Origin of the sequence: Solibacillus sp. FSL K6-1781 (genome assembly GCF_038630735.1) — a bacterium.
GTDB classification, from domain to species: domain Bacteria; phylum Bacillota; class Bacilli; order Bacillales_A; family Planococcaceae; genus Solibacillus; species Solibacillus silvestris.
Genome location: NZ_CP152038.1, coordinates 3,502,533 through 3,527,920 on the forward strand (window position 1 = coordinate 3,502,533; position 25,388 = coordinate 3,527,920).

The window sequence follows — 25,388 nt, forward strand, 5'->3', positions numbered from 1 at the left end:
TATGTCTACATAATTGTATGAGGAGACGATGGCCAGCATCTTTTTCATAAGTGAAAATGCTGGTTTTTCTTTTAGTACATTTTCCCACAATCTTTCCAATGTTTATCGGAAGATGGATTTGGAAAAAGATTTGGATAACAAATATAAATAAAGCGAGGTTAACAATATGAAAGCAAAATCATTTTTACTAGGTATTACAACAGGTATCGTTAGCGGTGCAGCTGTCATTTTATTTACAGCACCACAATCCGGGACGGCTTTACGACAAAACCTGTTGGAAAATACGAAAAACGTCAAATCCAAACTTCAAGATGTTCAATACGAACTAAATAATGTAAAGCAATCGATCACAACTTTAAAGGCAGAAGTCCAAAATAGTATGCCTAGTATAGTAAATGAATTAAAGGATAATTTCGCAAATTTCAAAACTCAGATAGAACCGGAAGCAATAAATTTAAAACAAGAAATAGAGAAATTACAGAATTCTATAAGTGAAATCGAGAAAAATATCCCTTCAACTAGAAATAACGAGTAATGAATACAAATTCATCACTATAACTTTAGAACCATCAAAAATAACAAAAACAGTCAATTCAATCCCAAATTTATCTTTTTATAGCATAAATCAACCAATGTTGAATTATTCCATTTTTCTAACTTTAAACTCTTTTCTTTTATTGCTATAATAATTTTAAAATGTTAAATGAAAGAAGAAGGTGATTGCTTTGACAGAAGATTTATACTCGCAAAGAGAGGCTATGTTATTTAGCCAAAGAGTCGCACAACTTTCGAAAGCACTATGGAAAGCTATCGAAAAAGATTGGCAAACATGGATTAAACCTTTTGATTTAAATATTAATGAACATCATATTTTATGGATTTCATATCATTTGAAAGGTGCTTCCATTTCAGATGTAGCTAAATTTGGTGTCATGCATGTATCTACCGCTTTCAACTTTTCAAAAAAATTAGAAGAACGTGGATTACTTACTTTCTCAAAACGTGATGAAGACAAACGTAATACATATGTGGAGTTAACTGATAAAGGCGCAGAACTCATTTTACGTATGTATGATCATTATCACGATACAGAACATACGATTTTAACAGGTGCATTGCCATTAAAAGAACTATACGGTAGATTCCCTGAGTTTTTAGATGTAATGGCCGTTATCCGAAATATTTACGGGGATGATTTCATCGAAATATTCGAACGTTCATTCTTTAACTTCAAAGAAACAATTGATGACAAGGGAAAGCCATCAATCACAACAACTTCATAAAATTTGTAGAAGAAATGTCGCCAATTTTAATTGATGACATTTCTTTTTTTATTGATTATAGTTAGTTTTATGTTTAATATTGTTTCGTTAATGGAAAAGCATAATACATCCTTTTCCATAATGTTTTAGGAGGGCTCACATGCATTGTTGGAAAACGATCAACATTGAGCGCGAATACGGTACGGGAAGACTTGTACTATTGGCAATCACTCTTTTCGTCCTTGTATTTTGCTTTTCATATATTGCATTTAGTTTTAATTTTAACGGTAAGCATATCGATCGCCATTTATGGTTAGTTTTATTAGTAATACCTTTTATTTATCCTATGCACAAATTATTACATTATTTCGCTCTGCTTCAGCATAGAAAATCACTGGTCATTCGTTTTAAGATTCAACATTTCATGCCAGTTGTCCGGATGCGCCTGCAAAACGGTATTCCGAAAAAATCTTATATTTTCGCACTTGTGACACCTTTTATTGTTATTAATTCAGCATTGATTGCGGGGGGCATTTATTTCCCTGAATATGCGCATTATTTTAGTGGTCTGCTTGCTTTTCACTCTTGTATTTGTCTAATGGATTTTTTATATGTGAAAAATTTAATGTATGCACCAAACAATGCTATAATTGAAGAAACACCAAGAGGTTATGAAATTTTAGTTCCTATTGATATTTAGGTTTTAATGATGCTTTAGAGGGGAGGAATAAATTTGTTACTACTTATTGTAATCTTATTCTCAGTAATATACTTATTCCAAATAAATCGAATGACTGCCGCATTATGCAGTCGACGTGAAATTCCAGAAGAAAAACAACCAAAAATTTTCCGTACGATTAATGTACTAATTACGATTTTACTTGTGAGCATGTATGTCGAAGTACTGCTAGCCGTTTAAAAAATTTTTTATGTTAATAGATTTTTATCCATATTTACTTCAATAATTGGAAAAGGTGTGTTAAAAGCCGTAAAGACTTTTAACACACCTTGCTTTCTTAGTAGATGAAAGCTGCACCTACAATAATCAATAAGATAAACAATACAACTAATAGAGCAAAGCCAGAGCCATAGCCTGAGCCGCCGCCATTGTAACCTCCGCCACCCATATTGACACCTCCCTTCTCTCTTTCTCTCAATATCGTATGCGCCTGTTGTTACAAAACTTAGGCACTATACACATGCAACCATTTTGTTTTTAAATCGTTTATGTTATAGTTACAATTGCATTAAAGTTAAGTTAGGAGCGTATTCAAATGAAAAAGACCATTTTTGCATTAACAGTTGCTGCTTCAATCGGTTTAGCTGCATGCAGTAATCCAGGCGATGAAGTTGTAGTATCAACAAGTGTTGGCGATATCACTCAAGAAGAATTTTATAATTCAATGAAGGACATCGCTGGTGATCAATTACTGCAACAAGTAGTAGTTGAACAGATTTTAAACGATAAATATAAAGTAACAGATGAGGAAATCGAAGAAGAATTAAAAGGTGTAAAAGAGCAGTATGGTGAAAGTTATGAAGCTGTTTTAGCACAAAGCAATTTAACGGAAGAAACGTTAAAAACAAATATTCGATTCACATTGTTACAAGAAAAAGCATTAAAAGATGTTGAAGTAACAGACGAGGAAATCGAAAAGTACTACAACCAAGCATCTCAAGAATTAAACGCTCGTCACATTTTAGTGGAAGATGAAGAGACTGCAAAAGAAATCAAAGCTAAATTAGATGCCGGTGAAGATTTTGCTAAATTGGCAAAAGAATTCTCAACTGACCCAGGTTCTGGTGCAAAAGGCGGAGATTTAGGTTGGTTTACAGTTGGTACAATGGTGCCTGAATTCAACGATGCTGCATATGCATTGGAAATCGATGAAATCAGTGAGCCTGTACAATCTGAGCACGGTTTCCACATCATTCAAGTGACTGAGAAACGTGATGTTAAAGATTACGGTAAACTTGAAGACAAAAAAGAAGAAATCCGTGAATCAATTGCAGCTACAAAAGCTGATTGGAACACAAAAATGGCAGAGTTAATTAAAGAAGCCGATGTAAAAGTAAAAGACAAAGATTTAAAAGACGCATTTTCAGGCATTAAAGCTGAATAATCGTTGATATATAAAGTGAAAATTCAATCCGTGGGGTTCTTCATCCCCACGGATTTGTTAGTTGATCCAATCGGGCTTTTACGGGGAGTCGATCTCCCGCCTGACATTTTCGCCTTACTTAAGTTTAGAGGCACGAGATTTACTACCCGTTAATACGGGACAAAATGCGAGACCCACAAATGGGCCTCGCATTTTTTAGTTTTTCTTTACGAATTCCGATTTCAGCTTCATTGCACCGAAACCGTCAATTTTACAATCAATATTGTGGTCGCCTTCTACAAGTCGAATGTTTTTAACACGTGTTCCGATTTTTAATGTAGAGGAGCTTCCCTTTACTTTTAAATCCTTAACAACTGTTACGGTATCCCCATCAGCTAACAGATTGCCGTTTGCATCGCGCACGACTAATCCTTCTTCCACTGTTTCCTCCGATTGAGACCATTCATGTGCACATTCCGGGCACACATAATTCTGACCATCTTCATACGTATACTCAGACCCGCATTCCGGGCATTTCGGTAATTGTTCCATTTTTATATACCCCCTGTCTATCATCCCCTCTATACTCGCACAGTTCCTTATTTTAAACAAGGTTATACAAGTAAATGGCTCTAAACACGAACATTCCTATTTGCTTAGTGACAAAAATCTATAAATTTTCTATAGGTTCTTCTCTTTTATGTTTATTAGAAAAATAATTTCATGAATTTTCACATATTTGTTCCGAAAGGGTATATTATCAATTTATATATTCTAATATTAAAATTCAGGAGTGATTGCATTGACAGTAACGACAAAACGCGCATTTAACTTTAATGCTGGTCCATCGGCATTACCATTGGAAGTTTTACAAAAAGCACAGGCAGAACTAGTAGATTTTAAAGGTACTGGTATGTCTGTAATGGAATTAAGTCACCGTAGTGCTGAATTTGAAGAAGTACATAATGAAGCGATAGCAAATTTACGCGAGTTATATGATATCCCTGAAAACTATGAAGTACTATTTTTACAAGGCGGAGCAAGCCTACAATTTTCAATGATTCCAATGAACTTCTTAAAAGAAGGACAGAAGGCAAGTTATATCCAAACAGGGGCATGGTCAGAAAAAGCCTTTGCAGAAGCGAAGTTATTCGGGACACCTGTAGAGGCAGCAAGCTCAAAAAGCAATAACTACAAAAATATCCCGGCTCTATCGGAGATCCAAATCGATGAAGAGGCTGCATACCTTCACTTAACATCGAACAATACAATTTTTGGTACTCAATGGAAAACGTTCCCGACTACTGGGGATCTTCCATTAATTGCAGACATGTCTTCTGATATTTTATCGAAGAAAATTGATGTATCAAATTTTGCCATGATTTATGCGGGTGCACAGAAAAACCTAGGACCTTCAGGTGTAACGGTAGTCATCATCCGCAAAGAGTTTCTTGAAAAAGCAAATTCAAATATCCCGACAATGTTGAAATACGCAACACATTCTAAAAATAACTCCCTGTACAATACCCCTCCTACTTTCGGAATTTATATGTTAGGTGAAGTATTGAAATGGGTGAAAGCTGAAGGTGGCTTAGAAGCAATCGAGCAGCGTAATGAAGAAAAGGCGAAGTATATTTATGATGTGATCGACAATTCCAATGGTTTCTATTACGGGCATGCAACTGAAGATTCTCGTTCATTGATGAACATTACGTTCCGTGTAGCAGATGAAGAGCTGGAGAAGAAATTCCTTGCTGAAGCAAAAACAGCCGGGTTTGTCGGTTTGAATGGTCACCGCTCTGTAGGAGGCTGCCGCGCTTCTACTTACAATGCGGTCCCACTTGAAACATGTAAAGCCCTAGCTGATTTCATGGTAAAATTTCAGCAGGATAATCAATAACAATTAAAGCCAAAATAATCCTCCCCATAATTAAAGGCCGTTCAAATTTACGCTGAGTAAAATTGAACGGCCTTGTTTTTATATCTGTCTTGTAGATGTTGTTCTCCGTTGCGGAGGACGCTTTTCTTCGGACCGGGGCCAAAAACACCTATTGGTCAAAAAACGTTGCCACAGATGGAACCGAGGCAGCTTAAATCGTCGGCTTGTAGAATGAGCGGTTATCTAACGGGAATAGACGCTCTGTAAATTCACCAGGTTTTGTTTTATCAAGGGCACGAGTCAGCATATTCATCTTCGCATCAATATTATCAATATAATGTAAAATTTCCGCTTCTTGAATCATAGGTTTTTTCGGGCTGCCCCACTCTTCTTTACCGTGATGTGACAATACTAAATGCTTAAGCAGCATCACTTCTTCTCCTTCGATTTTCAGCTCATTGGCAGCTTGACCAATTTCATTGACCATAATGGATATATGACCAAGCAGGTTGCCTTCCACCGTATACATTGTACCTACTGGACCGCTCAGCTCAATGACCTTACCGATATCATGTAAAATAACCCCAGCATACAATAAATCACGGTTTAATGTAGGATATAGATCACAAATCGCCTCACTTAATTTGAGCATCGATACAACATGGTCAAGTAAGCCTGATGCATAGTCATGGTGATTTTTAGTTGCTGCAGGGTAAATCAGAATTTGGTCTTGATATTTTTTTGTAAGATTGCGTGTAATACGCGAGATATTCGGATTTTGAATTTGAAAGAAGTACTGTGTCAGCTCTTCAAATAATTGTTCCTTTGGCACCGCAGACGTCGGCAAAAGATCGCTGATTTGAACGCCTTCCTCTTCACGTGCAGGTCGGATTTGTTTCACACGAAGTTGGTTTTTTCCACGGTAGTCGTGAATCTCTCCCCCAACTTTAACAATTACCTGTGCACGGTATAAATTTTCATGTTCCTCGTTTGTATCCCATAGCTTGGCTTCAATATCGCCGCTACGATCCTGTAAAATTAGTGACATAAAAGGCTTGCCGACAGTCGTTACACCTTTTTTTGCTTCTTTAATCAATAAATATTGGTCCACTTGTTCACCAGGTTGGAGTTTTGTAATTCCATTCACAAGTAATCGCCCCTTTATAACTCTATTACAATTTATTGTAACATGTATATGCGTTATTTACCGATTAAAAGACTATCAATTGCGACTCCCGCTAACGAATGCTAAATTTTTTCGCAAAATAGCGTTTAACAAAATAAAGATTCGGGTAAATATCGAAGGATTAAAATGTTCATGAACCGTTCATAAACTGCAAATATTTCTCGAAATATGTTAGCTGTTTCGTGAATTATCGGAAAATTTCTAGTATAATTATATTATCTTGCTTATAAAGGGTGGTTTAAATGGAGAATTATCGTTTTACTGCATTTGAAAAAACTGGGGAAACATTATTTGATGAAGTGTGGAATTTCGCAAACGATGACGCAGCAAAAATCGAAGGTCAAAAGCAAATCGAAGAAAAAGGTATTGCTGAAAAAACTCACCGACTAGTAAATTCATCTGGTAAATTAATTTTATTCCACGTTTAAAAACGTACATAAAGTATAACTTCAATCCGTGCGGTGGGGGTCCTTCCTCTGCCGCTGTGCTATCTAGAATACTAAATTACTCCCCGTTAATTTGGGGTAAATGAGAAGGTGCCCTGAAATTCAGGGCACCTCTTTTTTATACTAAACGTTTTATTGCCTCATATAGTTCTTCATTTGTTGGCACTTGCAAATACATGCGCAGCCGAACGATACGATTCAATTCCTTTTCGATCATAGTTCTAGCATAGGCAACACGATCCTCTGTTGCATACATCTTCCGAAACTCTTCCTGCATATTATACATTTCATTAAAATCGCTTAACACTAGTTGAAGCTCTTTTTCATTCAATAAATATTGCTCTACTAAATTGACAAGCTCCTCATTAAAAATTTCCAGCATTTTAACAGCATCATCTTTTATAAATAGATCAAGTACTTTTTTGACAAGAGTTGTCGTCAATATACTCCCTATAATAAGACCGATGATCCCGCCTATTAAACTGATGACCGTTGTACTAACATTTGGAATCGATAAGCCGATTCCTCCGCCAACGATTAAACCAATAATACTCCCTGCAACACTTGCAGCTGTTTTGGAAATATTTTTAAATAGTTGTGCCGGAGACATCTGATTTTTAATCGCACGGATAATATCGACGCTCGACATGACACCTGTTACGATGGCTCCTGTTACAACATTTGCATTTAGTAATGTGATGGCTTTTTTAGCGATCACAGAGCTGTACATCGCCTTTTTCGTCGCCGTACTAGCCATCCTCTTCACTACTGCTTTTGCACCGTTTTTCTTTACTGCACTAGCAATACCTTCATCCAGCTCAATATGGTCCACAATATTCAGGTTATCGATTTGCTTTTCGATTATTTCTTCAGCAAACGGTTCTCCTATTACTGTTAGACCTGTCAGAACTGCATTTTCAACTGCGGTACTTCGTTCTGCACCATTCCATTTACTTTGGGCGAAAGAAATTGCGGTACTCATTCCGATTATTTCTTTCTTAAAATCGATACAACCTCTTTCATCAATTACTAGATTGTGGATATTACCAGCATCTAATATATGACGGACTTGCTCATATGTGAAAGCACCTTGTTTAATAATATCGCTATTATTAAAATGTGCATGTATTTCATGATATTGCTCAAAAGGCACTTCCAAATAATTACTCTGTTCCTGATCTAGCTGTTTTAGTTCAATTTCGCAAATTGCAATCGCATCATTTATATTGGGACAATACACATTGTGCACAATTTGTCGCCGGTTATTTGATAGCCAAATTTGGTCCATGAAGGTACCTCCATTTTTCGTCTTTCCCTATCATATAAGCATTCGGTAATGTTGTACAGTAAATATTTTATTGCCCAATAAAAAAGGAGGAGCCAGCGATGTTTCACTAGCTTCCTCCGACATATATCTATTTTCCTTCAAATTGCGGCATTCTCTTTCCGACAAATGCCTGAATTCCTTCTAAATGGTCCTGTGTTTGGCGCATTTTCACTTGCCCTGCTGATTCGCCTTCCAAAACTTTCTCTAAATGAGGCAAATTCGAATTATGCAAAATCTGCTTTGTTTCAATCATCGCCAAAATCGGTGATGCCAGCAGCTTACCTACAAGTTGGTCCACTGTTACAGATGCCTGACCATCTTCCACGTTATAATCAATGAGTCCTAATGCTAACGCTTCATTCCCGTTTAACACTTTTCCTTCCCATATCATTTGCTTCGCTTTTGGTGTCCCTAGACGTTCCTTCATAAAGAAGTGTCCAGCACCGTCCGGAACCAAACCGATTCCAATAAAGTTCATCGCTAATTTACTCGATTGCTCCGCAACAATGATATCGCTTCCTAGTGCCAGGCTGAAGCCTAAACCAGCTGCAGCACCATGAATTTGTGCAATCGTAATCATCGGAAGTGTATAGTAAGCCTTCACTAAACGTGAAATGTCTTCCATAATCGTCCCAAAATCAGAAAAGTCGTCTGATGATACCATCATTTTAACATCGCCACCCGCTGAGAAGACTCTCCCTTCTCCTCTAATGATAAGAATTTGAACATCCTTTTCATTATGTAGCGCTTCAAAGCAATCCGCCAGCTCTCGCATCATCGTAAAATCCATTGCATTCATAGCATTCGGGCGATTTAATGTTAATGTTGCTTTTCGCTCCGCAATTTCCAAGTTAATTGTTTCAAAGTTCAATTGTATACACCCCTTATTTATGAATAATCATTCATTTCGACAAATGCCTTCATATCTCCTTTATTTTTCATACTTCTATCGCTTTGGCTTTGTTCGGTACAGGCTTTAAAGTGCCTAAATATTTACCGACCTTCATTCCTGTAAATAAGCAACCGCCTAAAAATGTTCCTTCCAATGAACGGTAACCGTGTACGCCGCCCCCGCCAAAGCCACTGACTTCCCCTGCTGCAAAGAGGCCTTGAACAGGGTTGCCCTCATCATTTAGTACTTGCCCGTTTAAGTTGGTTTGTAATCCTCCTAACGTTTTTCGTGTAAGGATATTTAAACGTACCGCAATTAACGGCCCGGCTTTCGGGTCCAAGATTTTATGAGGTGAGGCAGCACGAATCAATTTATCCCCTATATAGTTTCTCGCTCCATGCAATGCATTGATTTGTGCATCTTTTGAAAAGGGATTTTCGATTTCACGGTCGCGCGCCAAGATTTGTTCTTTAATGTGCATAAAATCAAGCATGTCATTGCCTGCCAGTTTATTCATACCTTCGACTAAATCTTTTAAACTATCTGCAATGACAAAGTCTTCCCCGTTTTCTTTGAATGCCTGAACAGCTTTAGGCGGCCCAGGTAAAACACGCTTCAGCACGTCCTTTATACTTTTATTTGTCAAATCCATATTTTGCTCAGAACCGGATAATGCAAATTCTTTTTCGATTATTTTTTCCGTCAAAATAAACCAGGAATAATCATATCCGGTTTTTTGGATTGCTTCGAGTGTGCTGAGTGTATCAAATCCAGGAAAATTTGGAGCTTTAAACCGGTCTCCTCTTGCATCAAACCACATCGATGACGGTCCGGGCAATATACGTATTCCATGGTTTTTCCATATCGGATCCCAGTTTTTTAAGCCTTCCGTATAATGCCACATACGGTCTCGATTGACGATCCGCCCGCCTGCTCGCTCGGTAATTTCGAGCATTTTTCCATCGACAAATGCAGGTACGCCCGACACCATATTTTCTGGTGGCAGTCCTAGTCGTGATGGCCAATTTTCTTTGACAAGTTCTAAATTTGCTCCGATTCCACCGCTAGCCACTACGACTGCATCTGCCGTATATTCAAATGTTCCGATGACTTCTCTGGAACTTTCTTCCCCGCGGCGAATGATACAGTTTTCTAAAATATTACCTTGAATACCAGTTACCGCCCCATCCTCCGTCATTAAATCCGTTACTTGGTGGCGCGGCAAATAATCGATGAACCCGCTTTCCGATGCTTGTAATACTTTATTCGCAAAAGCTTCTACAATCGCTGGCCCAGTACCCCAAACGATATGAAACCGGGGAACCGAATTCCCATGCCCGCCTGCTAAAGCACCCCCACGCTCCGCCCAGCCGACAACCGGGAAAAATTGAATGCCCTGTGATTTTAGCCATTGATATTTTTCTCCCGCTGCAAAATCTACATAGGCCTTTGCCCATTCATATGCCCAGTAATCCTCATCCTCTAATCGGTCGAATCCAGCAGAGCCGCGCCAATCTTGCCATGCGAGCTCCTTACTGTCTTTTATACCTAACCTCCTCTGTTCAGGGGTATCTACTAAAAATAGTCCCCCAAATGACCAAAATGCCTGACCCCCGAATGAATTTTCGGGCTCCTGATCAACAAGCAATACCTTTTTTTGCGCATCTATAAGCTGACAAACTGCAGTTAATCCTGCCAGCCCTGCTCCGATAACAATTGCATCATAATGCATTTCTACTCCCCCTTTGTCAGTGCACCTGTTATACAATTTCGTGTTATTTTTTATTTCCCCTTCTAATAATTTTTCTTTAAAGCTTCGAAAATTTAAATTAAGGCAAAATTTTAGCGAAATAGTAAAACCGTTATTTTCCGATGAATACGATGGATCATAATTTTTCTGTAAATTCAAACAAATCCCTTTAAATCAATATCGTTAGCGCTTTCATACTTTTTGCCAATTACGAACATTAATATTAACAACTTTAAAGATAGTTCGTAAAACAACCGCATATCAGCTGATTATTTCACTAATTATTTATTAATTTTGAAAATTTCGTTGACAAAGATGAACAATCGGGTTTATGATGTTATCAAATTTAAAAACGACAAACTATTGTGATAGAGACATACTGTTTAGTTTTGTATAGCAAAGAGAGCTGGTGGTCGGTGTGAACCAGTGTATACACTAAATACGTTCCACTCTTGAATAGAATAGCCGAAAACCCCAAGTAAGTTATTCCGTCCCATGCACGTTACGCATATTGATAAGGTTGTATGACTATTTTTTCTATTAGTCGGCAACGAATAAGGGTGGTACCGCGATTTGTTTATTGAATGCCTTTCGCCCCTTACGTTATTCGTAAGGGACGGAAGGCTTTTTTTGTATAGATTTTTAAAAATAATAGTGAATTTTAAGGAGAGATTATTATGACAGGGACACAATTAATCGAAAAGGCGACAAAAACAATTAACGTATTTATTGCAGATCCATTAAGTGATGACGGTATTTTTCCGCTTCGTCAAGAAACAGAATTAGATTTAAATATCATTGTTGATACAGGGCTGGCACCTGAACAATTAATCGCTCGTATTGCGGATGTGGATGTATTACTTGTCCGCTCTCAAACAACGGTTACACGCGAAGTCATTGAAGCAGCGAAAAACCTGAAATTAATCGGGCGTGCGGGTGTCGGTGTTGATAACATCGATTTAAATGCCGCAACAGAGCACGGAATTATTGTTGTGAACGCTCCAGACGGGAACACGAACTCTGCGGCTGAGCATACAATTGCAATGATGACATCTCTTGCCCGCTTTATACCACAAGCATTCAATACATTAAAAAATGGGAAATGGGATCGTAAGTCTTATGTTGGGGTTGAACTTAAAAACAAAACATTAGGTGTTATCGGAATGGGCCGTATCGGTGCCGAAGTGGCTTACCGTGCAAAAGGTCAACGTATGGACGTAATTGCCTATGACCCATTTTTAACTGAAGAACGTGCAAAAGAATTAGGTATTACAAAAGGTACTGTCGACGAAGTATGTGCAGCAGCAGACTTTGTAACGGTTCATACACCACTTTTACCTGAAACACGTAATATCATTAACAAAGAACGTTTTGCCATTATGAAAGACGGTGTACGAATTATCAACTGTGCTCGCGGCGGAATCATTAACGAAGATGATCTATACGATGCGATTGTTGAAGGCAAAGTAGCAGGTGCCGCACTTGATGTATTCGTACAAGAGCCTGCAACAGATCATAAACTATTAACTTTGCCACAGGTGATTGCAACACCTCACTTAGGTGCATCTACAGTAGAAGCACAAGAATCAGTAGCAGTCGATGTATCAAATGATATTATTAAATTCTTTAAAACAGGTACTGTAACAAACCCAGTAAACATGCCATCTATTCCGAAAGAAAAGCTTGCTGAAGTAGAGCCGTTCTTCGCTTTAGCTGAAAAGCTTGGTAAGTTTTTAATCCAAGTTACTGAAGAAAGCATCAAACAATTAAATATTTCTTATGCTGGTGAAGTTGCAAACTTTGATGTACGTCCATTAACAGCAAATGCCATTAAAGGACTGCTTTCAACGAACCACGGCTCTCACGTAAATGACGTAAACGCACGATACTTGGCTGAGCGTATCGGCATTCAAATTAATGAACATAAAACAACAACTGCTAAAGGCTTCACAAATTTAATCACGGTTGAAATCGTAACAGAAACAGAAACACATACAGTAGCTGGTACGTTATTAAATGGTCTTGGTGCCCGTATCGTTAAAGTAGAAGGCTTCGTAGTTGATGTCATTCCAAACGGCAACCTGCTTTACATTAAAAACCAAGATAAGCCGGGTTCAATCGGCCGTGTTGCTACTAAGTTGGCTGAAAAAGATATTAATATCGCAACAATGCAAGTAGGTCGCGATCAAATCGGCGGCTCTGCAGTCATGATGCTTGTCGTTGATAACGAAGTAACAACAGAAGATTTAATTTTTGTAGCACAACTTGAAAATATCGATGAAGTAAAAGCTATTACACTTTAATTATTCCCGCTACTGATGAACGGAAATTTCGTTCATCAGTAGTTTTTTTGTTTTAACATATTTTCAATTCGCATACATAAGTTTAAAGGACGATTTTATCTCTTATTATTTGAAACTTCGATCGGATAAAATCTTACATAAAACTTGGCGAAAGTGAAGAACCCTACCCGATTCCCATCAACAGTTCACTCTATTCGCTCACTTTTAACTAAAAGGAGAGTTTAGTTGAGAAAAATACTTTATTTCTTATTAATTGTTTTCTGTATCGTTGGTGTTTCTCTAGTAAATAACGAGCGTGTTCATGCAGCAGCCCCTTCTGCCACAATTAAAATTACAACAAAAGAGACCGAAGTGTTCGATGAGACGTTACAAAAAAAATTGATTACTTTGTCAAAAGCAACGCCCGTTATCGTACTTTCAGAAGCGGACGGATGGACTGAAATCCAATACAAAACGGTGATCGGCTATATTCCAAGTGAATATTTAAAGTCTGCATCCCCTCAATATATGCTCGTACAAGCGAAAGAAGAGCCACTTGTGCGTGTGACGAATAATCTACAGAGCGAAATTAAAGGAAAACTCCATTTAAATACAATTGTAGAGCTTTACGGGTCTGCAACAGCCGACTTTGTTTTCGTAAAATACGGAAAGCTTGCGGGCTTTGTAAATCAGCAGGCTCTTGTAAAACCTGTTTCAAAAGCAATGATCGTCAAAAGTTCAGCCGATTTAGTTGTAAGGGAAATCGCTAGTTCTTCGAGTCAGGAAATCGGGGTGTTACGTAAAAACAGCCCTGTTACAATGCTCACAAATTTAAAAGGGTGGGCATTTGTCACAACGGATAAATTATCAGGTTATGTGCTGACAAATGGACTGATTACACCGCCTGTCGAAAAAGAAAAACCGGTAAAACCAGTCACTCCTAAACCAGCAACCGATAAGAAAATCGCCTTAACCTTCGATGATGGACCCCATCCAAAAGTGACAAAACAAATTTTAAAAACACTAGAAAAATACGATGCAAAGGCAACATTTTTTGTTGTGGGGCAAGAGGTGAAGGAACATCCTGAAGTTTTAAAAGCGGTCTATAACGCAGGCCATGAAATTGGCAATCATACATTTAATCATGAAAAACTGACAACATTGCAACCAGAGGATATAAAGCAGCAAATCCAGTCAACCGATGCAATTATTAAATCGACAATCGGTCAACGGGCAACCGTCTTCCGCCCGCCATATGGAAGCTATGACGAAACGATTATAGACCAATTAAATGTTCCGAACGTGCTGTGGACAATTGATACACTTGACTGGAAGCATCGTGACCCGAAAAAAACGGTACTTGCGGTAAAAGAAGGTGCAAAAAATGGCAGTATCGTATTAATGCATGATATTCACCAGACGACTGCCGATGCATTGGATGAGATTCTCGCTACACTCCAAAAACAAGGCTATGAATTTGTGACCGTCTCTGAACTGTTAGGGAAATAAATAAAAGGACCTGGTGAATGTTTCAACAGGTCCCTAACTTATTGATATTCTTTTAATTGTAAAAAGCTTAAGTGCTCATTTATTAGAATGGAGTCAGCTTCAAAAAGTGGCAATGTGACAAGGTCCGTGCTTTGCGCTACCCCTAATGCTGCAATCGCAACAAAAAATAAGACACCAACTGCAATAAATGCAGACAGTATACGGTGTATTCTTTCCATCTCAGGATTGGCCTGTTTTCTGTTTTTGCTGCGTACAAGGCTGAAAAATCGGTTTTTGTTTTCAGGTAAATGAAGCACATGTTCACATGCCAAACAAAGGTATGCTGTATGATGGTCAATCGTAACCCGATCGATCTGAACTAAGTTGTTTGTGCGGCCGCAGTTTTCACAGCGACAAGTATTATTATTTACCATAAAAAAACCTCTTTCATCCCTTTCATACACCTATTATAGCATGAATTTTTAGAAAATTCATTCATTTAATACAAAAGACGCACTTAATTAAAGTGCGTCTGCTAGTTTATAATGTTTTCACTAACTGTAAAAATTCTGTAAGCGAAGTTACTTCATATGTCGGGACAATATCCGGATTGTGCGGCTTACTTTCGCGGTTAATCCAAACATTGCGCATACCGACACGCGACGAGCCTAAAATATCGGTCATTAAATTATCGCCGACCATTATCGCTTCATCTTTAGTAACCTGTGCTTTTTCCATTACAAATTCAAAAATAGAAGCATCCGGTTTCCCCTTACCAAAATCACCTGAAATAATGATATGGTCAAAATAAGGTACAATCTCCGGCGTAATCTCCAACTTTAAATTTTGTAAGCTCGGTGCACCGTTCGTTAATAAAACAAGCTCGTATTTCCCTTTTAATTCATCCAATACCGCAAATGTATCGTCATAGAAAAACGGTGCTTTTTTACGTTCCTCTACGAAACGCTCCCCTAGCTCTGCGCCTAATGCTGCAACTTCAATTCCGACTGCCGCTAAACCTTTTGTCCAAGCCTCAGTCCGATAAGCAGGCACTATTTCTTTCATCTGCTGAAATTGTGGTGTCGGATCATCAAACGTCCCCCAAAGACCTTCAAATGGGTTAATACCGATTAAGACTGTGTAGTCATATGTAGGGTAACTTTCATAAAGACTGCGTGCCGCTGATCTAACAGCCTCTTCCAATTGCTGAGAGTTGACGTTTGTCTTAGTCGCAGCATAGTCACATGTTTTTTCAAATGCCGTTTTTACCGAAAGTTGATCGAATAATAATGTATCATCCAAATCGAAAATAATTGTTTTGATAGCCATTGTTACGCTCCTAAAATTAATATATGTACCCATATATTTTACCATACTAAAGCGTAAAATTTCCGATACTTTTTTGACTTTTCAAACTTTTCGAGGTTAACTTCAATTTAGAATGAGAAGAACTTTTATTCCTTATTTCGTAATTGCTGCAACAGATTATCGACACGCTGTTTTTGGTTTGCCGTTTCTTCTCTCAATAATTCAATCTTATAGTCGAAACCATCGTCCTGAATACTTACAATATCGCCTTCTTTTATCTCTGATGGAATTTCAGCATGATGGATCAGGAGCTGCTCCGTTTCGTTTGAGCGTTTTAAAAAAATCGCGTACTCCCCATCAAATCGGTCTAGCGTGTATTTATTGTAGTTCATTTACACCTTCCCCTTTCGCATTGACTAATTGACTGTGCATCTATTTCATATGTTACCCCATCTGCTTTGATCACAATCGTTCCTGCTTCGGCAGTACTAAAACTTCACTATTTACATCTTGCCATATATCGATTACTTCCGCATGCGGGTGACCATACCTGTCCATTTGATCTGATATAAAAATCTTCTTCACAAAAAAAGACAAATAGCACATACCAATTGTTTGGTTGTGCTATTTGGTGATGTTTGAAGACTAACGATTAAGAATAAAGCTCATCTAAAATGGCGATTTTCTTCGCGATCGATTCTTCAAATGTCAGGATATATGCTGCTGGATCTTTCGGATTATGGAACTGTGTAATTTTGCCGGTCGTTGGATGTACGAACTTTGAAGAAGCCCCGCAGCCGATACCTAAAATTGTTTGCACTTCTTCCATAATGACAATATTGTAGATCGATTCTTCTTCCGGTTTACAATAGCCGACGTTTTCCAAGTTTCCTAAAATATTTTTCTGGCGGTACAAGTAATATGGAACATAGCCGTTTTCAGCTGTCCAGTCTGTTGCCATCTGCATCATTTTCCCTACTGTATCACGGTCCGCTACTTTATATTTATCTTTATTTCGCGTCATTTCTGATGCTCGCTTAAAGCTAAGTGTATGCACCGTTAAACTTTCAGGCTGCATTTTTGCCGATTCCGCTAATGAATGCTTGAATTCTTCGATACCTTCGTTGGGCAAGCCAATAATCAAATCCATATTAATATTATTCATACCGGAATTGCGTGATAGCCAAAACTTCTCGACTGTTTCTTCTACAGTATGGTGGCGTCCGATTGCTTTCAATGTTTCTTGTGTATAACTTTGCGGATTTACAGAAATGCGGTCAATGCCCCATTTTTTCAGCACTTCTATTTTTTCCGGTGTAATTGTATCCGGTCGCCCTGCTTCTACAGTAATTTCTCGAATGGACTCTGGATTCGGGAAAGCATCAAACATTGTTTTATATAATGCATCCATTTCATGTGCCTCGATTGAAGTCGGTGTTCCCCCGCCCCAGTAAATCGAAGTAATGCGCATATTCTTTTCCGTCAGCCATTTGCCCATTTCACGCAACTCGATATGCAGGCCATCGATAAATTTTTCTACACGACCCGCCTTACGATTTGACTGGATCGCATAGGCCGGGAATGTACAATAAGCACACATTGTCGGGCAAAACGGAACCCCAATATAAATAGAAATTTCTTTACCAAGCTCGTCCAAATCCGGAATAACCGTAAGTTGACGCTCAACAATTGCCTTCATCAATGCGATTTTCTGATCTGAAATACGGTAGTCCTCTTTCAGTACAGCGGCAATCTGCTCATCGTTCATACCTTCTTTACGATATTTATGATAAAGCTTAGTCGGACGTACTCCTGTTAAAATCCCCCACTGCTGAGTCATACCGGAATATTGTTCAAGTACATCAAGCATGACATGTGACAGTGCCCGCTTCATGCGGATGTTTTGCTCTTTTTCCGTTCCTTCTGTCGAATACTTAATCGAATAGTCGCTTGTATATTCCTGGCCCTCGACGTTAAGCTTGGCAAATGTGGAAATCGTAAAATTTTCATCGATAGACTTGTTAAACTCAATCGACATATCCGAACCGTCCTGCTCGATTTGAATAACGGAATCCTCGTAAAATAAATTGGCTATATGATTAAGAACACGTGTCCAGTCTTCTTTGAATTGCTCATTAATATGAATCGTTTTCATGTTATTCTCTACCTTCTTATGATATTAAATAAAAAATCTATCTCATTGTAACAAATATTAAGGTAGAAGAAAAAAAACATGTTTATTGTTAGTAAATTTAATTGGGATATTGCCCTCATTATCCTCAAAATAAAAAGGAGCCACACAAAAGTGTGACCCCTTTGAATCTTATAGTCCGTCGTACATTGCTTGGATTGGCTGTGTGATAATACGGTTAATTTCTTGAATTACTGCACTTAAAGCCATCTCCGCTTCCAGCATACCAATAATTTTTGGATTTTGCTGAGCTAACTGTGCTGTTTTTTGTAAAAATACATACTCTTCTTCTGTAATTTCTTCACCAGCATTTTGTTTGTCCTGCATCTTTAATTGAACATCGCGGAAGTTTGTGAATAATACTTTAGCTTCCTCATCTGCACGTACAGTTTCCACTGCGTTCTTTAAATTTTGAAACTCATCAGTCTTGCGGAATGTTGCTTCAAGTTTATTAATATCTTCATAAATATTAATCATGTAATATTCCTACTTTCTCTTTTTAGTTCGTCAAAAAGACGATTAACGCTTGAATGATCCCGACAAGACCACCAATAATGCCGCCCAGCCATGTGATTAATTTCAGCTCTTTACTAATAATACCTAGTACAAGCTCTTCTAATTTGGCGATAGGGAAAGAATCTACTTGCTCTCGAACGACTTCCGCTAAATTCAGTCGCTTCAGTACGTCTTCGATTTTTCCTTCTACTGCAATAAATGTTTTATCCATCATTTTAGGGAGCAGATCATTTGTAGCCCAGTCTTTTCCTTGTGGCCAATAGTCATTAATCGTTTTATCCAGGCGTGCCTCCAATGCCAATGCATTTTTTGCATAGCTTTGGATACTCGTTTCAATCGTATCAAAGTTTACATCATTCATAAAGTCCATTGCCGGGCGATTTTTAATTTTTTCCCATTCTGTTGTGAAAATCCGATTTAAAAGTGCAGCTGTTCCTGGAGCTTTTAAAAACTTTATAAGTTCACGCTGTACTTTATCAACAAGTGATGTCGAGTCTCCTAAAAACATCTGGATCATGCCGCCAAATGAACCTTTTGTCGACAAGAAGTCATCCAGCATATTTTTGATTGTCATCGTACCTTCCGGCGACAGAAAATAATCTTCACCCTTTTGCAAAATCTGTACGACTGCCTCATCGATTTTCTGGTCCAATACTGGCTCCAAATCATTCGGTAATAGTTCACGAATGGCTTTTGTAGATAACGTATTTTTTACTTTATGGAACTGCACGTGAATAAGTTCATCCACTTTCCCTTCGACTGTTTGCGGTAAATGTGTGAATCCTGCCAAACGAGTCCAGTCATTAATCGTTTTTTCATTTGTAAATATTTCTTGCGTCACTTTATTTTGCGCAAAGGTTAATACATTTTCACGTATTTCCTTTGATAAAAATTTTTTCTTAATTGTTTCAGGTGTCAGTAAATATTCTGTAACGGTTTTCCCTAACTGAATAGCCAAATCCTCGCGGCGTTTTGGGATCAGACCCGGTGTTAATGGCAGCTTCCATTTTTTAAAGTAGATTGGCTTATAAGGTCTAAACAGCATTTTGATTGCCATATAGTTCGTCGCTGCACCAACGACAGCCCCTACAACACCCAGCAGGAATATTAGCGAAATAAATTCTCCCATTTTGCTCACTCTTTCTTCATCATGTCTATGTTCTATTATTAATTTCAAAAAAGAAAAATTGCAACAATGTACTACTTTCTTGTACGATAAAAATGGGAGGGAAGTTTCATGATTCAACATTTTAGCTATAAGCCATTATTTGAAAACAGTCAAATTCCGGGGTGGTCCATCCGCTTTTTCTATGAGCAGAAACGTTATGTAGCTGAATATTATAAAGACGGAAGCATCAAATTCTTTGGGGAAAGCCCTGCTGAAGAACAGAAAGAACAGCTTGAGAAAATGATTCACGAGTTAATGCTCTTTCACGTTTATGAATAAATAAAAAGAAATGGGAGCAATCGAATTTTCGATGCTCCCATTTTTATGCGCGTTTCGAGTTAATCATAATTTAATAGCTGGCTGCAGGAAATTATTGCTGGCGGTTGCTAATTTTCCTGCCTATTAAATTATCATTATCTACCATTTCACAGTATCATAAATCTATTGTAATTTCAATTTTCTATCAATTTATGCTCATCTACTAATTATTTATTTCTTCAATATTAAAATTCAATTATCGAGTGGCTATTCCAATTTCACTCCAATATTTTTTTCCTCAAATTACAAATTGGAAAATTGTTTTTTTACGCAAATATTTTATGATTGTAGTATTAAAATTTTTTTAGGAGGTGTACTCTTTATTTGCCTCGCTCATTTGCGCCGCAGATAGGGAATATAGTTGGACGTAGACATAGGAATCGAACTAACCATTAGGTTGATAGCATTTGCTATCTTAATTGCCGCTACGGCATTTTTCGTTGCAACTGAGTTTGCAATAGTTAAAGTAAGAACGACAAAAATTGATCAGCTCGTTGCAGAAGGAAATAAATCTGCAATCCGGGCAAAAAAAGTAATTTCAAACCTTGATGAGTATTTATCTGCTTGTCAGCTCGGAATTACAATTACGGCATTAGGACTCGGATGGCTCGGAGAACCGACTTTCGAAATTATTCTTCATCCAATATTTGAGTTCTTTAACTTAAGCGGTAATGTCACAACTGTTCTTTCATTTATTGTTGCCTTCTCACTCGTAACGTTCATACACGTTGTCGTAGGGGAATTAGCACCAAAAACTCTCGCTATTCAGAAAGCAGAAGCCGTAACATTAAATCTATCTGGATTTTTAATTTTGTTCCATAACATCATGTACCCATTCATCCGTGCTTTAAACGGGTCGGCACGTGGATTAACTGGGCTTTTCGGCTTAAAAATGATTTCTGAATCTGAAGAAGCACACTCTGAAGAAGAGCTTCGCATGATTTTATCAGACAGCTTTAAAGGTGGGGAAATTAACCACTCTGAATACGAATATGTTAATAGTATTTTTGAGTTTTCTGATCGAATAGCGAAGGAGATAATGGTACCTCGAACTGAAATTATCAGTATTGAAAGAGGTCAAACGATTCGCGAAGTATTTGAAGTAATGGGCATTGAACAATATACACGTTATCCGGTTACAGATGGTGACAAAGACCATGTCATCGGCCTTGTTAACATGAAGCATTTATTAACAGCTTATATTAAAGATGCTGCAAATGGCGATAAGCTTGTTGATGATTATATGCAACCGGTTATTCGAGTAATCGAAACAATTCCTGTCAGTGATTTATTATTAAAAATTCAAAATGAACGTATTCACCTCGCAATTTTAATGGATGAATACGGCGGTACTTCCGGTTTAGTAACAATTGAAGATATTATCGAGGAAATTATCGGTGATATTCAAGATGAATTCGATGAAGATGAAATTCCGGAAATTCAGGAAATCGCTGAAGACCACTACATCTTTGACTCTAAAATGTTATTGCAGGAAATGAATGATATTTTAGGTACAACAATTGAAGATGAAGATATCGATACAATCGGCGGATGGTTCATGACTCAACGCTTTGATGTTCAAGAGGGCGATATAATTGAATCAGAAGGTTATCAGTTCAAAGTAACTGAACTGGACGGTCATCACATTTTGTATATTGAAGTAACAAAACTTCCACCGTCTGAAACGACAGACGAGGAAATTCTATAATTGATACAAAAAACCACACTTTCTCCAGTAGGAAAAGTGTGGTTTTTAATTCCGGTTATTTATTTACCCTTATTTAGCTTTCGTTCGTCTCAGTCAAATTATGCTTTACTGCATATAAAGCCGCCTGTGTACGGTCCTGTACATGGAGCTTCGCAAAAATATTCGATATATGGGTTTTAACCGTTTTTTCCGTTACATATAACGAAGAAGCGATCTCCCTGTTGCTCTTGCCCTTTGTCAGTTCCGCCAATACATCCTGTTCCCTAGGTGTCAGTGGATTTAAAATATGGGGCTTATTCTCATCTTCACGCAGCCCTTCTTCCAATTGCGAAGTCGCATCCGGATGGATCGTATTTTCACCGCGCATAATTTGCCGAATCGATTCAACTAGATCATCCGGTTCGATATCTTTTAGCTGGTAGCCTGAAGCCCCTGCATCAATTGCCGGAAGCACATGGTCTTTATCCGAAAAGCTTGTCAGCATCAGTACTTTAATATGCGGCCAATTCTTTTTTATTTTTTTAGTTGCCTGGATGCCGTCCATCTCAGGCATGACGAGGTCCATTAAAACAATATCGGGAGAAAGTTGTTCAACAAGCTCTACTGCCTCTAATCCGTTTTTCGCTTCCCCTACAACTTCGATATCCTTTTGGGTTTTTAAAAAGAATAATAACCCTCGTCTTACTACATGATGGTCATCTGCTATTAGTACCCGTATCATCAAATCCCCCCCCTAGTATGGTAAACGGACAAGTAATTCTGTTCCTTTTCCTATTTTACTTACCCAATCCGCGGTTCCTCCAACTGCATGTGCCCGGTCAATAATTGATTGCATGCCAATTGATGGTATGCGGCGATGTGCCTCCACATTAAAACCATGGCCTGCATCGTTTACAACGAGTAATACATCGGTAGCGGTCACATTTATATATATTTCCACATTCTTTACACCTGCATGTTTCCGTACATTATTCAATGCTTCTTGAGTAATTCGGAAAAGCGTTTCCTCTACTCTTGACGGGAATTGAATGACCCCCGAAACATTGACCGTTAATTTCAGGTTCAGCATTTCTGCATACACTTTAATCGCTTCGATCAGTCCGCTTTCCAACCCTTTTGGACGGAGCTGCCAAATGAGTGCACGCATTTCCGTCAAAGCTTCCTGTGTAAGCTCTTGAATATCTTTAAACGTTTCTTTAATATCCTGCTCATCACTCATCTCAACTCCTGCACGGGCTGTCAGTGTTACCGAAAAGAGCAGCTGGTTGACAGAGTCATGCAAATCGCGTGCTAACCGGTTACGTTCCTGAACAAGTGCAATTTCCTGCTGTTCATTTGTCAGGTAAATACGTTTAATCGCAGAACCCATCTGAAAGGCAACCGATTCAAGTAAATCTAGCTCCTCATCAGAAAAGCGCACCGTATTTCTTGAAGCGACATTGAGCAACCCGAAGCGTTCCTGACCTGATTGCAATGGTACAGTCGCATGATGGGTAATTTCGTTATGATCACCTACATTTGCTGCGATGGCACTTTCGATGCGCTGACATTCAATAATATTCGAAGCTTTTTTTAACTCTTCATTGCGGAACCGTGATACACACCAGCATCCGCCCTTCTTTAAATAGTGGCACTCGTTATAGTTCAGCGCATCCGGCAGATCCTGCTTCACGACAAGCTCCGATTTCCCTTTTTCATCGATAAAGAAAATCCAGCCCGTTTCGAATTTTGTCCCGCTTAAAAATTTCGACAGCGCACCCTTTAGCATCGGAATCATCTCTGTTTCCTCGTTTAACAGCTCAGCAATTTCTTTTAAAATGGCAATATTAGATTGGTCTTTTGTCATACTGGCTCTTCCTTTGCTACTTCACTTTTCTCTATCATACCATTTCAATTAAATAGTACGCACCGCTATCCCTCTCATACTTTTGAATGAAAAAAATTCTGCTATCGTTTACAATAGCAGAATTTCCCTTTACGTTATTTTAAATATTCCACGCGGTATACGTCATGGCGTCTGTCTTTAAGATGCTTAACAGTACCGTCTTGGCGTTGTCGGCGCAATATTTCAAGATCGACATCCCCGATCAGTACCATTTCCAAGTTTGGACTCGTCTCTCCGACGATCCCATCACGTGCAAATTCAAAATCGCTCGGTGCAAAAATGGCCGATTGTGCGTATTGGATATCCATGTTTTCCGTTTCAGGCAAGTTGCCCACCGTTCCGGAAATAACCGTGTAGATCTGGTTTTCGATCGCACGTGCCTGTGCACAATAGCGCACGCGTAAATAGCCATGACGATCTTCTGTACAAAACGGTGTGAAAATAATATTCGCGCCCATATCTGTTGCAATACGCGCAAGTTCCGGAAACTCGATATCATAGCAAATCTGAATGGCAATCTTGCCGCAGTCGGTATCAAACACACGGACTTTATCGCCGTTACTGATTCCCCACCACTTACGTTCATTTGGTGTAATGTGAATTTTATATTGTTTTTCAATCGTTCCGTCACGTCTGAATAAATAGGCGATATTGTAAATCTCCTCATCTTCTTCCTCAACGAAATGCGAACCACCGATAATGTTCACATTGTAGCGGACCGCCAGACTTGTAAACAGTTCGATATATTCAGGTGTATATTTCGTCAATTTACGAACAGCCTGTGACGGTGATTTATCATTTAAGAAACTCATGAGCTGTGTCGTAAAAATTTCAGGAAAGACAACAAAATCCGAGCCTGCATCAGACCCGACATCAACAAAGTATTCACACTGCTTCGCAAAGTCCTCAAAGGAATCAATCGCGCGCATCATATATTGAACAACACAAATACGCACTGGATAACTTGTCTTGAAATGACGCTTGGACAGCGGTCGGTAATCGACGTTGTTCCATTCCATTAATGTCGCATACTTGCCTGAAGCTGTATCATCCGGTAAATAGTTTGGATTAATACGCATTAAAATAAAGCCGTTCATCATTTGGAATGTCAGCACCGGGTCATATATTTTATGGCGACTTACCGCATCCACATAATCACGTGGACTCATCTCATCCGAATGGACATGATAGTTTGGAATACGGCCGCCAATAATGATAGATTTCAAATTAAGTGTTCGCGCCAGATCTTTCCGCGCCTCGTATAGTCTTTGACCGACCTTCATACGGCGGTATTCCGGGTGTACCATTACTTCAATACCATACAAATTATAGCCATCCGGATTGTGATTAGTAATAAAACCATTGTCGGTAATATCATTCCATGTATGACGGTCATCGTATTCATCGAAGTTAATGCGCAGGCTCGAGCAGGAACCAATTACCTTCCCATCAAGCTCGGCTACCATTTGTCCTTCAGGGAAAATCGTTAAATGGCTGTATAAATGCGCTCGTTCCCACGGCTCCATACCCGGAAAACATATACGCTGTATCTCTAGTATCGAGTCAATATCCTCTGTAGTCATATTTCTTATTATCATAGGTTTTTCAAATTTGGACATATCTAATGAATCTGTCATGCAAAACTCCCCCTCCATATATAGACTTTCCTTTTAATAGCGA

27 protein-coding genes are annotated in these 25,388 nt (G+C 38.5%); 11 read left to right on the forward strand and 16 right to left on the reverse strand.

Features of this window, described 5'->3' with window-relative positions:
- The first annotated feature begins 166 nt into the window (after positions 1-166).
- The 4 genes from MHH37_RS17755 to MHH37_RS17770 all read left to right on the forward strand — a co-directional run bounded on the left by MHH37_RS17755 (position 167) and on the right by MHH37_RS17770 (position 2,181).
- Entirely contained in the window at positions 167-535 is a 369-nt protein-coding gene (locus MHH37_RS17755) for a YtxH domain-containing protein (RefSeq protein WP_008406460.1), read from the forward strand.
- 184 nt (positions 536-719) lie between these two features.
- Complete coding sequence (locus MHH37_RS17760; RefSeq protein ID WP_173364531.1) at positions 720-1,283, forward strand: HTH-type transcriptional regulator Hpr; 564 nt, start codon at positions 720-722, stop codon at positions 1,281-1,283.
- 139 nt (positions 1,284-1,422) lie between these two features.
- Positions 1,423-1,962, forward strand: coding sequence for a DUF3267 domain-containing protein (locus tag MHH37_RS17765; protein WP_008406463.1), 540 nt, complete (start codon positions 1,423-1,425; stop codon positions 1,960-1,962).
- Positions 1,963-1,995: 33 nt separating this feature from the next.
- Positions 1,996-2,181 carry a hypothetical protein gene (locus MHH37_RS17770; protein ID WP_008406465.1) on the forward strand — a complete coding sequence of 62 codons (186 nt, stop codon included), beginning with the start codon at positions 1,996-1,998 and terminating at the stop codon, positions 2,179-2,181.
- Between the two features lie 97 nt (positions 2,182-2,278).
- Here the strand turns inward: MHH37_RS17770 and MHH37_RS17775 are convergent, their stop codons facing one another.
- Entirely contained in the window at positions 2,279-2,389 is a 111-nt protein-coding gene (locus MHH37_RS17775) for a YjcZ family sporulation protein (RefSeq protein WP_008406467.1), read from the reverse strand.
- Between the two features lie 147 nt (positions 2,390-2,536).
- Between MHH37_RS17775 and MHH37_RS17780 the strand changes: the two genes are divergently transcribed.
- Positions 2,537-3,385 carry a peptidylprolyl isomerase gene (locus MHH37_RS17780; RefSeq protein ID WP_008406468.1) on the forward strand — a complete coding sequence of 283 codons (849 nt, stop codon included), beginning with the start codon at positions 2,537-2,539 and terminating at the stop codon, positions 3,383-3,385.
- Positions 3,386-3,580: 195 nt separating this feature from the next.
- Here the strand turns inward: MHH37_RS17780 and MHH37_RS17785 are convergent, their stop codons facing one another.
- On the reverse strand, positions 3,581-3,916 hold the full coding sequence (locus MHH37_RS17785) for a zinc ribbon domain-containing protein YjdM (protein ID WP_008406469.1): 336 nt from the start codon (positions 3,914-3,916) through the stop codon (positions 3,581-3,583).
- A 250-nt stretch (positions 3,917-4,166) separates the two neighbouring features.
- On the opposite strand from MHH37_RS17785, the gene serC reads away from it, so the two are divergent.
- Complete coding sequence (serC, locus tag MHH37_RS17790) at positions 4,167-5,264, forward strand: 3-phosphoserine/phosphohydroxythreonine transaminase (protein WP_342574095.1); 1,098 nt, start codon at positions 4,167-4,169, stop codon at positions 5,262-5,264.
- A 190-nt stretch (positions 5,265-5,454) separates the two neighbouring features.
- Here serC and yhaM read toward each other — a convergent pair whose 3' ends face one another.
- Positions 5,455-6,390: a 3'-5' exoribonuclease YhaM gene (gene yhaM, locus MHH37_RS17795; protein ID WP_008406472.1), complete on the reverse strand. Its 936-nt coding sequence runs from the start codon at positions 6,388-6,390 to the stop codon at positions 5,455-5,457.
- 281 nt (positions 6,391-6,671) lie between these two features.
- Between yhaM and MHH37_RS17800 the strand changes: the two genes are divergently transcribed.
- A complete protein-coding gene (locus MHH37_RS17800; RefSeq protein WP_008406474.1) occupies positions 6,672-6,857 on the forward strand; it encodes a YhzD family protein in 186 nt (61 codons plus the stop codon).
- A 136-nt stretch (positions 6,858-6,993) separates the two neighbouring features.
- On the opposite strand, the gene MHH37_RS17805 is transcribed toward MHH37_RS17800, so the two are convergent.
- The 3 genes from MHH37_RS17805 to MHH37_RS17815 form a co-directional block, all read right to left on the reverse strand.
- Complete coding sequence (locus tag MHH37_RS17805; protein WP_008406476.1) at positions 6,994-8,163, reverse strand: hypothetical protein; 1,170 nt, start codon at positions 8,161-8,163, stop codon at positions 6,994-6,996.
- A gap of 127 nt (positions 8,164-8,290) precedes the next feature.
- Positions 8,291-9,073, reverse strand: coding sequence for an enoyl-CoA hydratase (locus MHH37_RS17810; RefSeq protein WP_008406477.1), 783 nt, complete (start codon positions 9,071-9,073; stop codon positions 8,291-8,293).
- A gap of 67 nt (positions 9,074-9,140) precedes the next feature.
- Entirely contained in the window at positions 9,141-10,826 is a 1,686-nt protein-coding gene (locus MHH37_RS17815) for an FAD-binding dehydrogenase (RefSeq protein WP_342574096.1), read from the reverse strand.
- A gap of 695 nt (positions 10,827-11,521) precedes the next feature.
- On the opposite strand from MHH37_RS17815, the gene serA reads away from it, so the two are divergent.
- Complete coding sequence (gene serA, locus MHH37_RS17820) at positions 11,522-13,147, forward strand: phosphoglycerate dehydrogenase (protein WP_342574097.1); 1,626 nt, start codon at positions 11,522-11,524, stop codon at positions 13,145-13,147.
- Positions 13,148-13,372: 225 nt separating this feature from the next.
- A complete protein-coding gene (locus MHH37_RS17825) occupies positions 13,373-14,635 on the forward strand; it encodes a polysaccharide deacetylase family protein (RefSeq protein ID WP_342574098.1) in 1,263 nt (420 codons plus the stop codon).
- Between the two features lie 38 nt (positions 14,636-14,673).
- Here the strand turns inward: MHH37_RS17825 and MHH37_RS17830 are convergent, their stop codons facing one another.
- The 7 genes from MHH37_RS17830 to MHH37_RS17860 form a co-directional block, all read right to left on the reverse strand.
- Positions 14,674-15,048: a DNA polymerase III subunit delta gene (locus MHH37_RS17830; protein ID WP_342574099.1), complete on the reverse strand. Its 375-nt coding sequence runs from the start codon at positions 15,046-15,048 to the stop codon at positions 14,674-14,676.
- 106 nt (positions 15,049-15,154) lie between these two features.
- Positions 15,155-15,943 carry an HAD family hydrolase gene (locus tag MHH37_RS17835; RefSeq protein ID WP_342574101.1) on the reverse strand — a complete coding sequence of 263 codons (789 nt, stop codon included), beginning with the start codon at positions 15,941-15,943 and terminating at the stop codon, positions 15,155-15,157.
- 125 nt (positions 15,944-16,068) lie between these two features.
- Positions 16,069-16,314 (reverse strand): DUF3006 domain-containing protein, encoded by a 246-nt coding sequence (locus MHH37_RS17840; protein WP_342574102.1) that lies wholly within the window; start codon positions 16,312-16,314, stop codon positions 16,069-16,071.
- 70 nt (positions 16,315-16,384) lie between these two features.
- A complete protein-coding gene (locus tag MHH37_RS17845; RefSeq protein WP_342574103.1) occupies positions 16,385-16,507 on the reverse strand; it encodes a hypothetical protein in 123 nt (40 codons plus the stop codon).
- A gap of 67 nt (positions 16,508-16,574) precedes the next feature.
- The gene (locus MHH37_RS17850; protein ID WP_342574105.1) at positions 16,575-18,077 is read right to left on the reverse strand and encodes a coproporphyrinogen III oxidase; all 1,503 of its coding nucleotides are present in this window, start codon (positions 18,075-18,077) and stop codon (positions 16,575-16,577) included.
- A gap of 168 nt (positions 18,078-18,245) precedes the next feature.
- Positions 18,246-18,590, reverse strand: a complete 345-nt coding sequence (locus MHH37_RS17855) for a YlbF family regulator (protein WP_008406486.1) — start codon at positions 18,588-18,590, stop codon at positions 18,246-18,248.
- Positions 18,591-18,612: 22 nt separating this feature from the next.
- Positions 18,613-19,758 carry a DUF445 family protein gene (locus MHH37_RS17860; RefSeq protein WP_342574106.1) on the reverse strand — a complete coding sequence of 382 codons (1,146 nt, stop codon included), beginning with the start codon at positions 19,756-19,758 and terminating at the stop codon, positions 18,613-18,615.
- Positions 19,759-19,866: 108 nt separating this feature from the next.
- On the opposite strand from MHH37_RS17860, the gene MHH37_RS17865 reads away from it, so the two are divergent.
- Positions 19,867-20,076, forward strand: coding sequence for a YheE family protein (locus MHH37_RS17865; protein WP_008406488.1), 210 nt, complete (start codon positions 19,867-19,869; stop codon positions 20,074-20,076).
- Between the two features lie 436 nt (positions 20,077-20,512).
- The gene (locus tag MHH37_RS17870; protein WP_173364530.1) at positions 20,513-21,823 is read left to right on the forward strand and encodes a hemolysin family protein; all 1,311 of its coding nucleotides are present in this window, start codon (positions 20,513-20,515) and stop codon (positions 21,821-21,823) included.
- 73 nt (positions 21,824-21,896) lie between these two features.
- Here MHH37_RS17870 and MHH37_RS17875 read toward each other — a convergent pair whose 3' ends face one another.
- The 3 genes from MHH37_RS17875 to MHH37_RS17885 all read right to left on the reverse strand — a co-directional run bounded on the left by MHH37_RS17875 (position 21,897) and on the right by MHH37_RS17885 (position 25,345).
- Positions 21,897-22,544: a response regulator transcription factor gene (locus MHH37_RS17875; RefSeq protein ID WP_008406490.1), complete on the reverse strand. Its 648-nt coding sequence runs from the start codon at positions 22,542-22,544 to the stop codon at positions 21,897-21,899.
- 12 nt (positions 22,545-22,556) lie between these two features.
- Entirely contained in the window at positions 22,557-23,669 is a 1,113-nt protein-coding gene (locus tag MHH37_RS17880; protein ID WP_008406491.1) for a GAF domain-containing sensor histidine kinase, read from the reverse strand.
- Positions 23,670-23,803: 134 nt separating this feature from the next.
- Positions 23,804-25,345, reverse strand: coding sequence for a bifunctional GNAT family N-acetyltransferase/carbon-nitrogen hydrolase family protein (locus tag MHH37_RS17885; protein WP_008406492.1), 1,542 nt, complete (start codon positions 25,343-25,345; stop codon positions 23,804-23,806).
- Positions 25,346-25,388: the final 43 nt, after the last annotated feature.

Bases quoted from the DNA above. Each gene is read 5' to 3' on its own strand.
- MHH37_RS17815 (WP_342574096.1), bottom strand. From the start codon at position 10,826: ATGCATTATGATGCAATTGTTATCGGAGCAGGGCTGGCAGGATTAACT.
- MHH37_RS17830 (WP_342574099.1), bottom strand. From the start codon at position 15,048: ATGGTAAATAATAATACTTGTCGCTGTGAAAACTGCGGCCGCACAAAC.
- MHH37_RS17840 (WP_342574102.1), bottom strand. From the start codon at position 16,314: ATGAACTACAATAAATACACGCTAGACCGATTTGATGGGGAGTACGCG.
- MHH37_RS17755 (WP_008406460.1), top strand. From the start codon at position 167: ATGAAAGCAAAATCATTTTTACTAGGTATTACAACAGGTATCGTTAGC.
- MHH37_RS17850 (WP_342574105.1), bottom strand. From the start codon at position 18,077: ATGAAAACGATTCATATTAATGAGCAATTCAAAGAAGACTGGACACGT.
- MHH37_RS17765 (WP_008406463.1), top strand. From the start codon at position 1,423: ATGCATTGTTGGAAAACGATCAACATTGAGCGCGAATACGGTACGGGA.
- MHH37_RS17805 (WP_008406476.1), bottom strand. From the start codon at position 8,163: ATGGACCAAATTTGGCTATCAAATAACCGGCGACAAATTGTGCACAAT.
- MHH37_RS17860 (WP_342574106.1), bottom strand. From the start codon at position 19,758: ATGGGAGAATTTATTTCGCTAATATTCCTGCTGGGTGTTGTAGGGGCT.
- MHH37_RS17875 (WP_008406490.1), bottom strand. From the start codon at position 22,544: ATGATACGGGTACTAATAGCAGATGACCATCATGTAGTAAGACGAGGG.
- MHH37_RS17775 (WP_008406467.1), bottom strand. From the start codon at position 2,389: ATGGGTGGCGGAGGTTACAATGGCGGCGGCTCAGGCTATGGCTCTGGC.
- MHH37_RS17865 (WP_008406488.1), top strand. From the start codon at position 19,867: ATGATTCAACATTTTAGCTATAAGCCATTATTTGAAAACAGTCAAATT.
- MHH37_RS17885 (WP_008406492.1), bottom strand. From the start codon at position 25,345: ATGACAGATTCATTAGATATGTCCAAATTTGAAAAACCTATGATAATA.
- MHH37_RS17780 (WP_008406468.1), top strand. From the start codon at position 2,537: ATGAAAAAGACCATTTTTGCATTAACAGTTGCTGCTTCAATCGGTTTA.
- MHH37_RS17880 (WP_008406491.1), bottom strand. From the start codon at position 23,669: ATGACAAAAGACCAATCTAATATTGCCATTTTAAAAGAAATTGCTGAG.
- MHH37_RS17835 (WP_342574101.1), bottom strand. From the start codon at position 15,943: ATGGCTATCAAAACAATTATTTTCGATTTGGATGATACATTATTATTC.
- serA (WP_342574097.1), top strand. From the start codon at position 11,522: ATGACAGGGACACAATTAATCGAAAAGGCGACAAAAACAATTAACGTA.
- MHH37_RS17800 (WP_008406474.1), top strand. From the start codon at position 6,672: ATGGAGAATTATCGTTTTACTGCATTTGAAAAAACTGGGGAAACATTA.
- MHH37_RS17785 (WP_008406469.1), bottom strand. From the start codon at position 3,916: ATGGAACAATTACCGAAATGCCCGGAATGCGGGTCTGAGTATACGTAT.
- MHH37_RS17855 (WP_008406486.1), bottom strand. From the start codon at position 18,590: ATGATTAATATTTATGAAGATATTAATAAACTTGAAGCAACATTCCGC.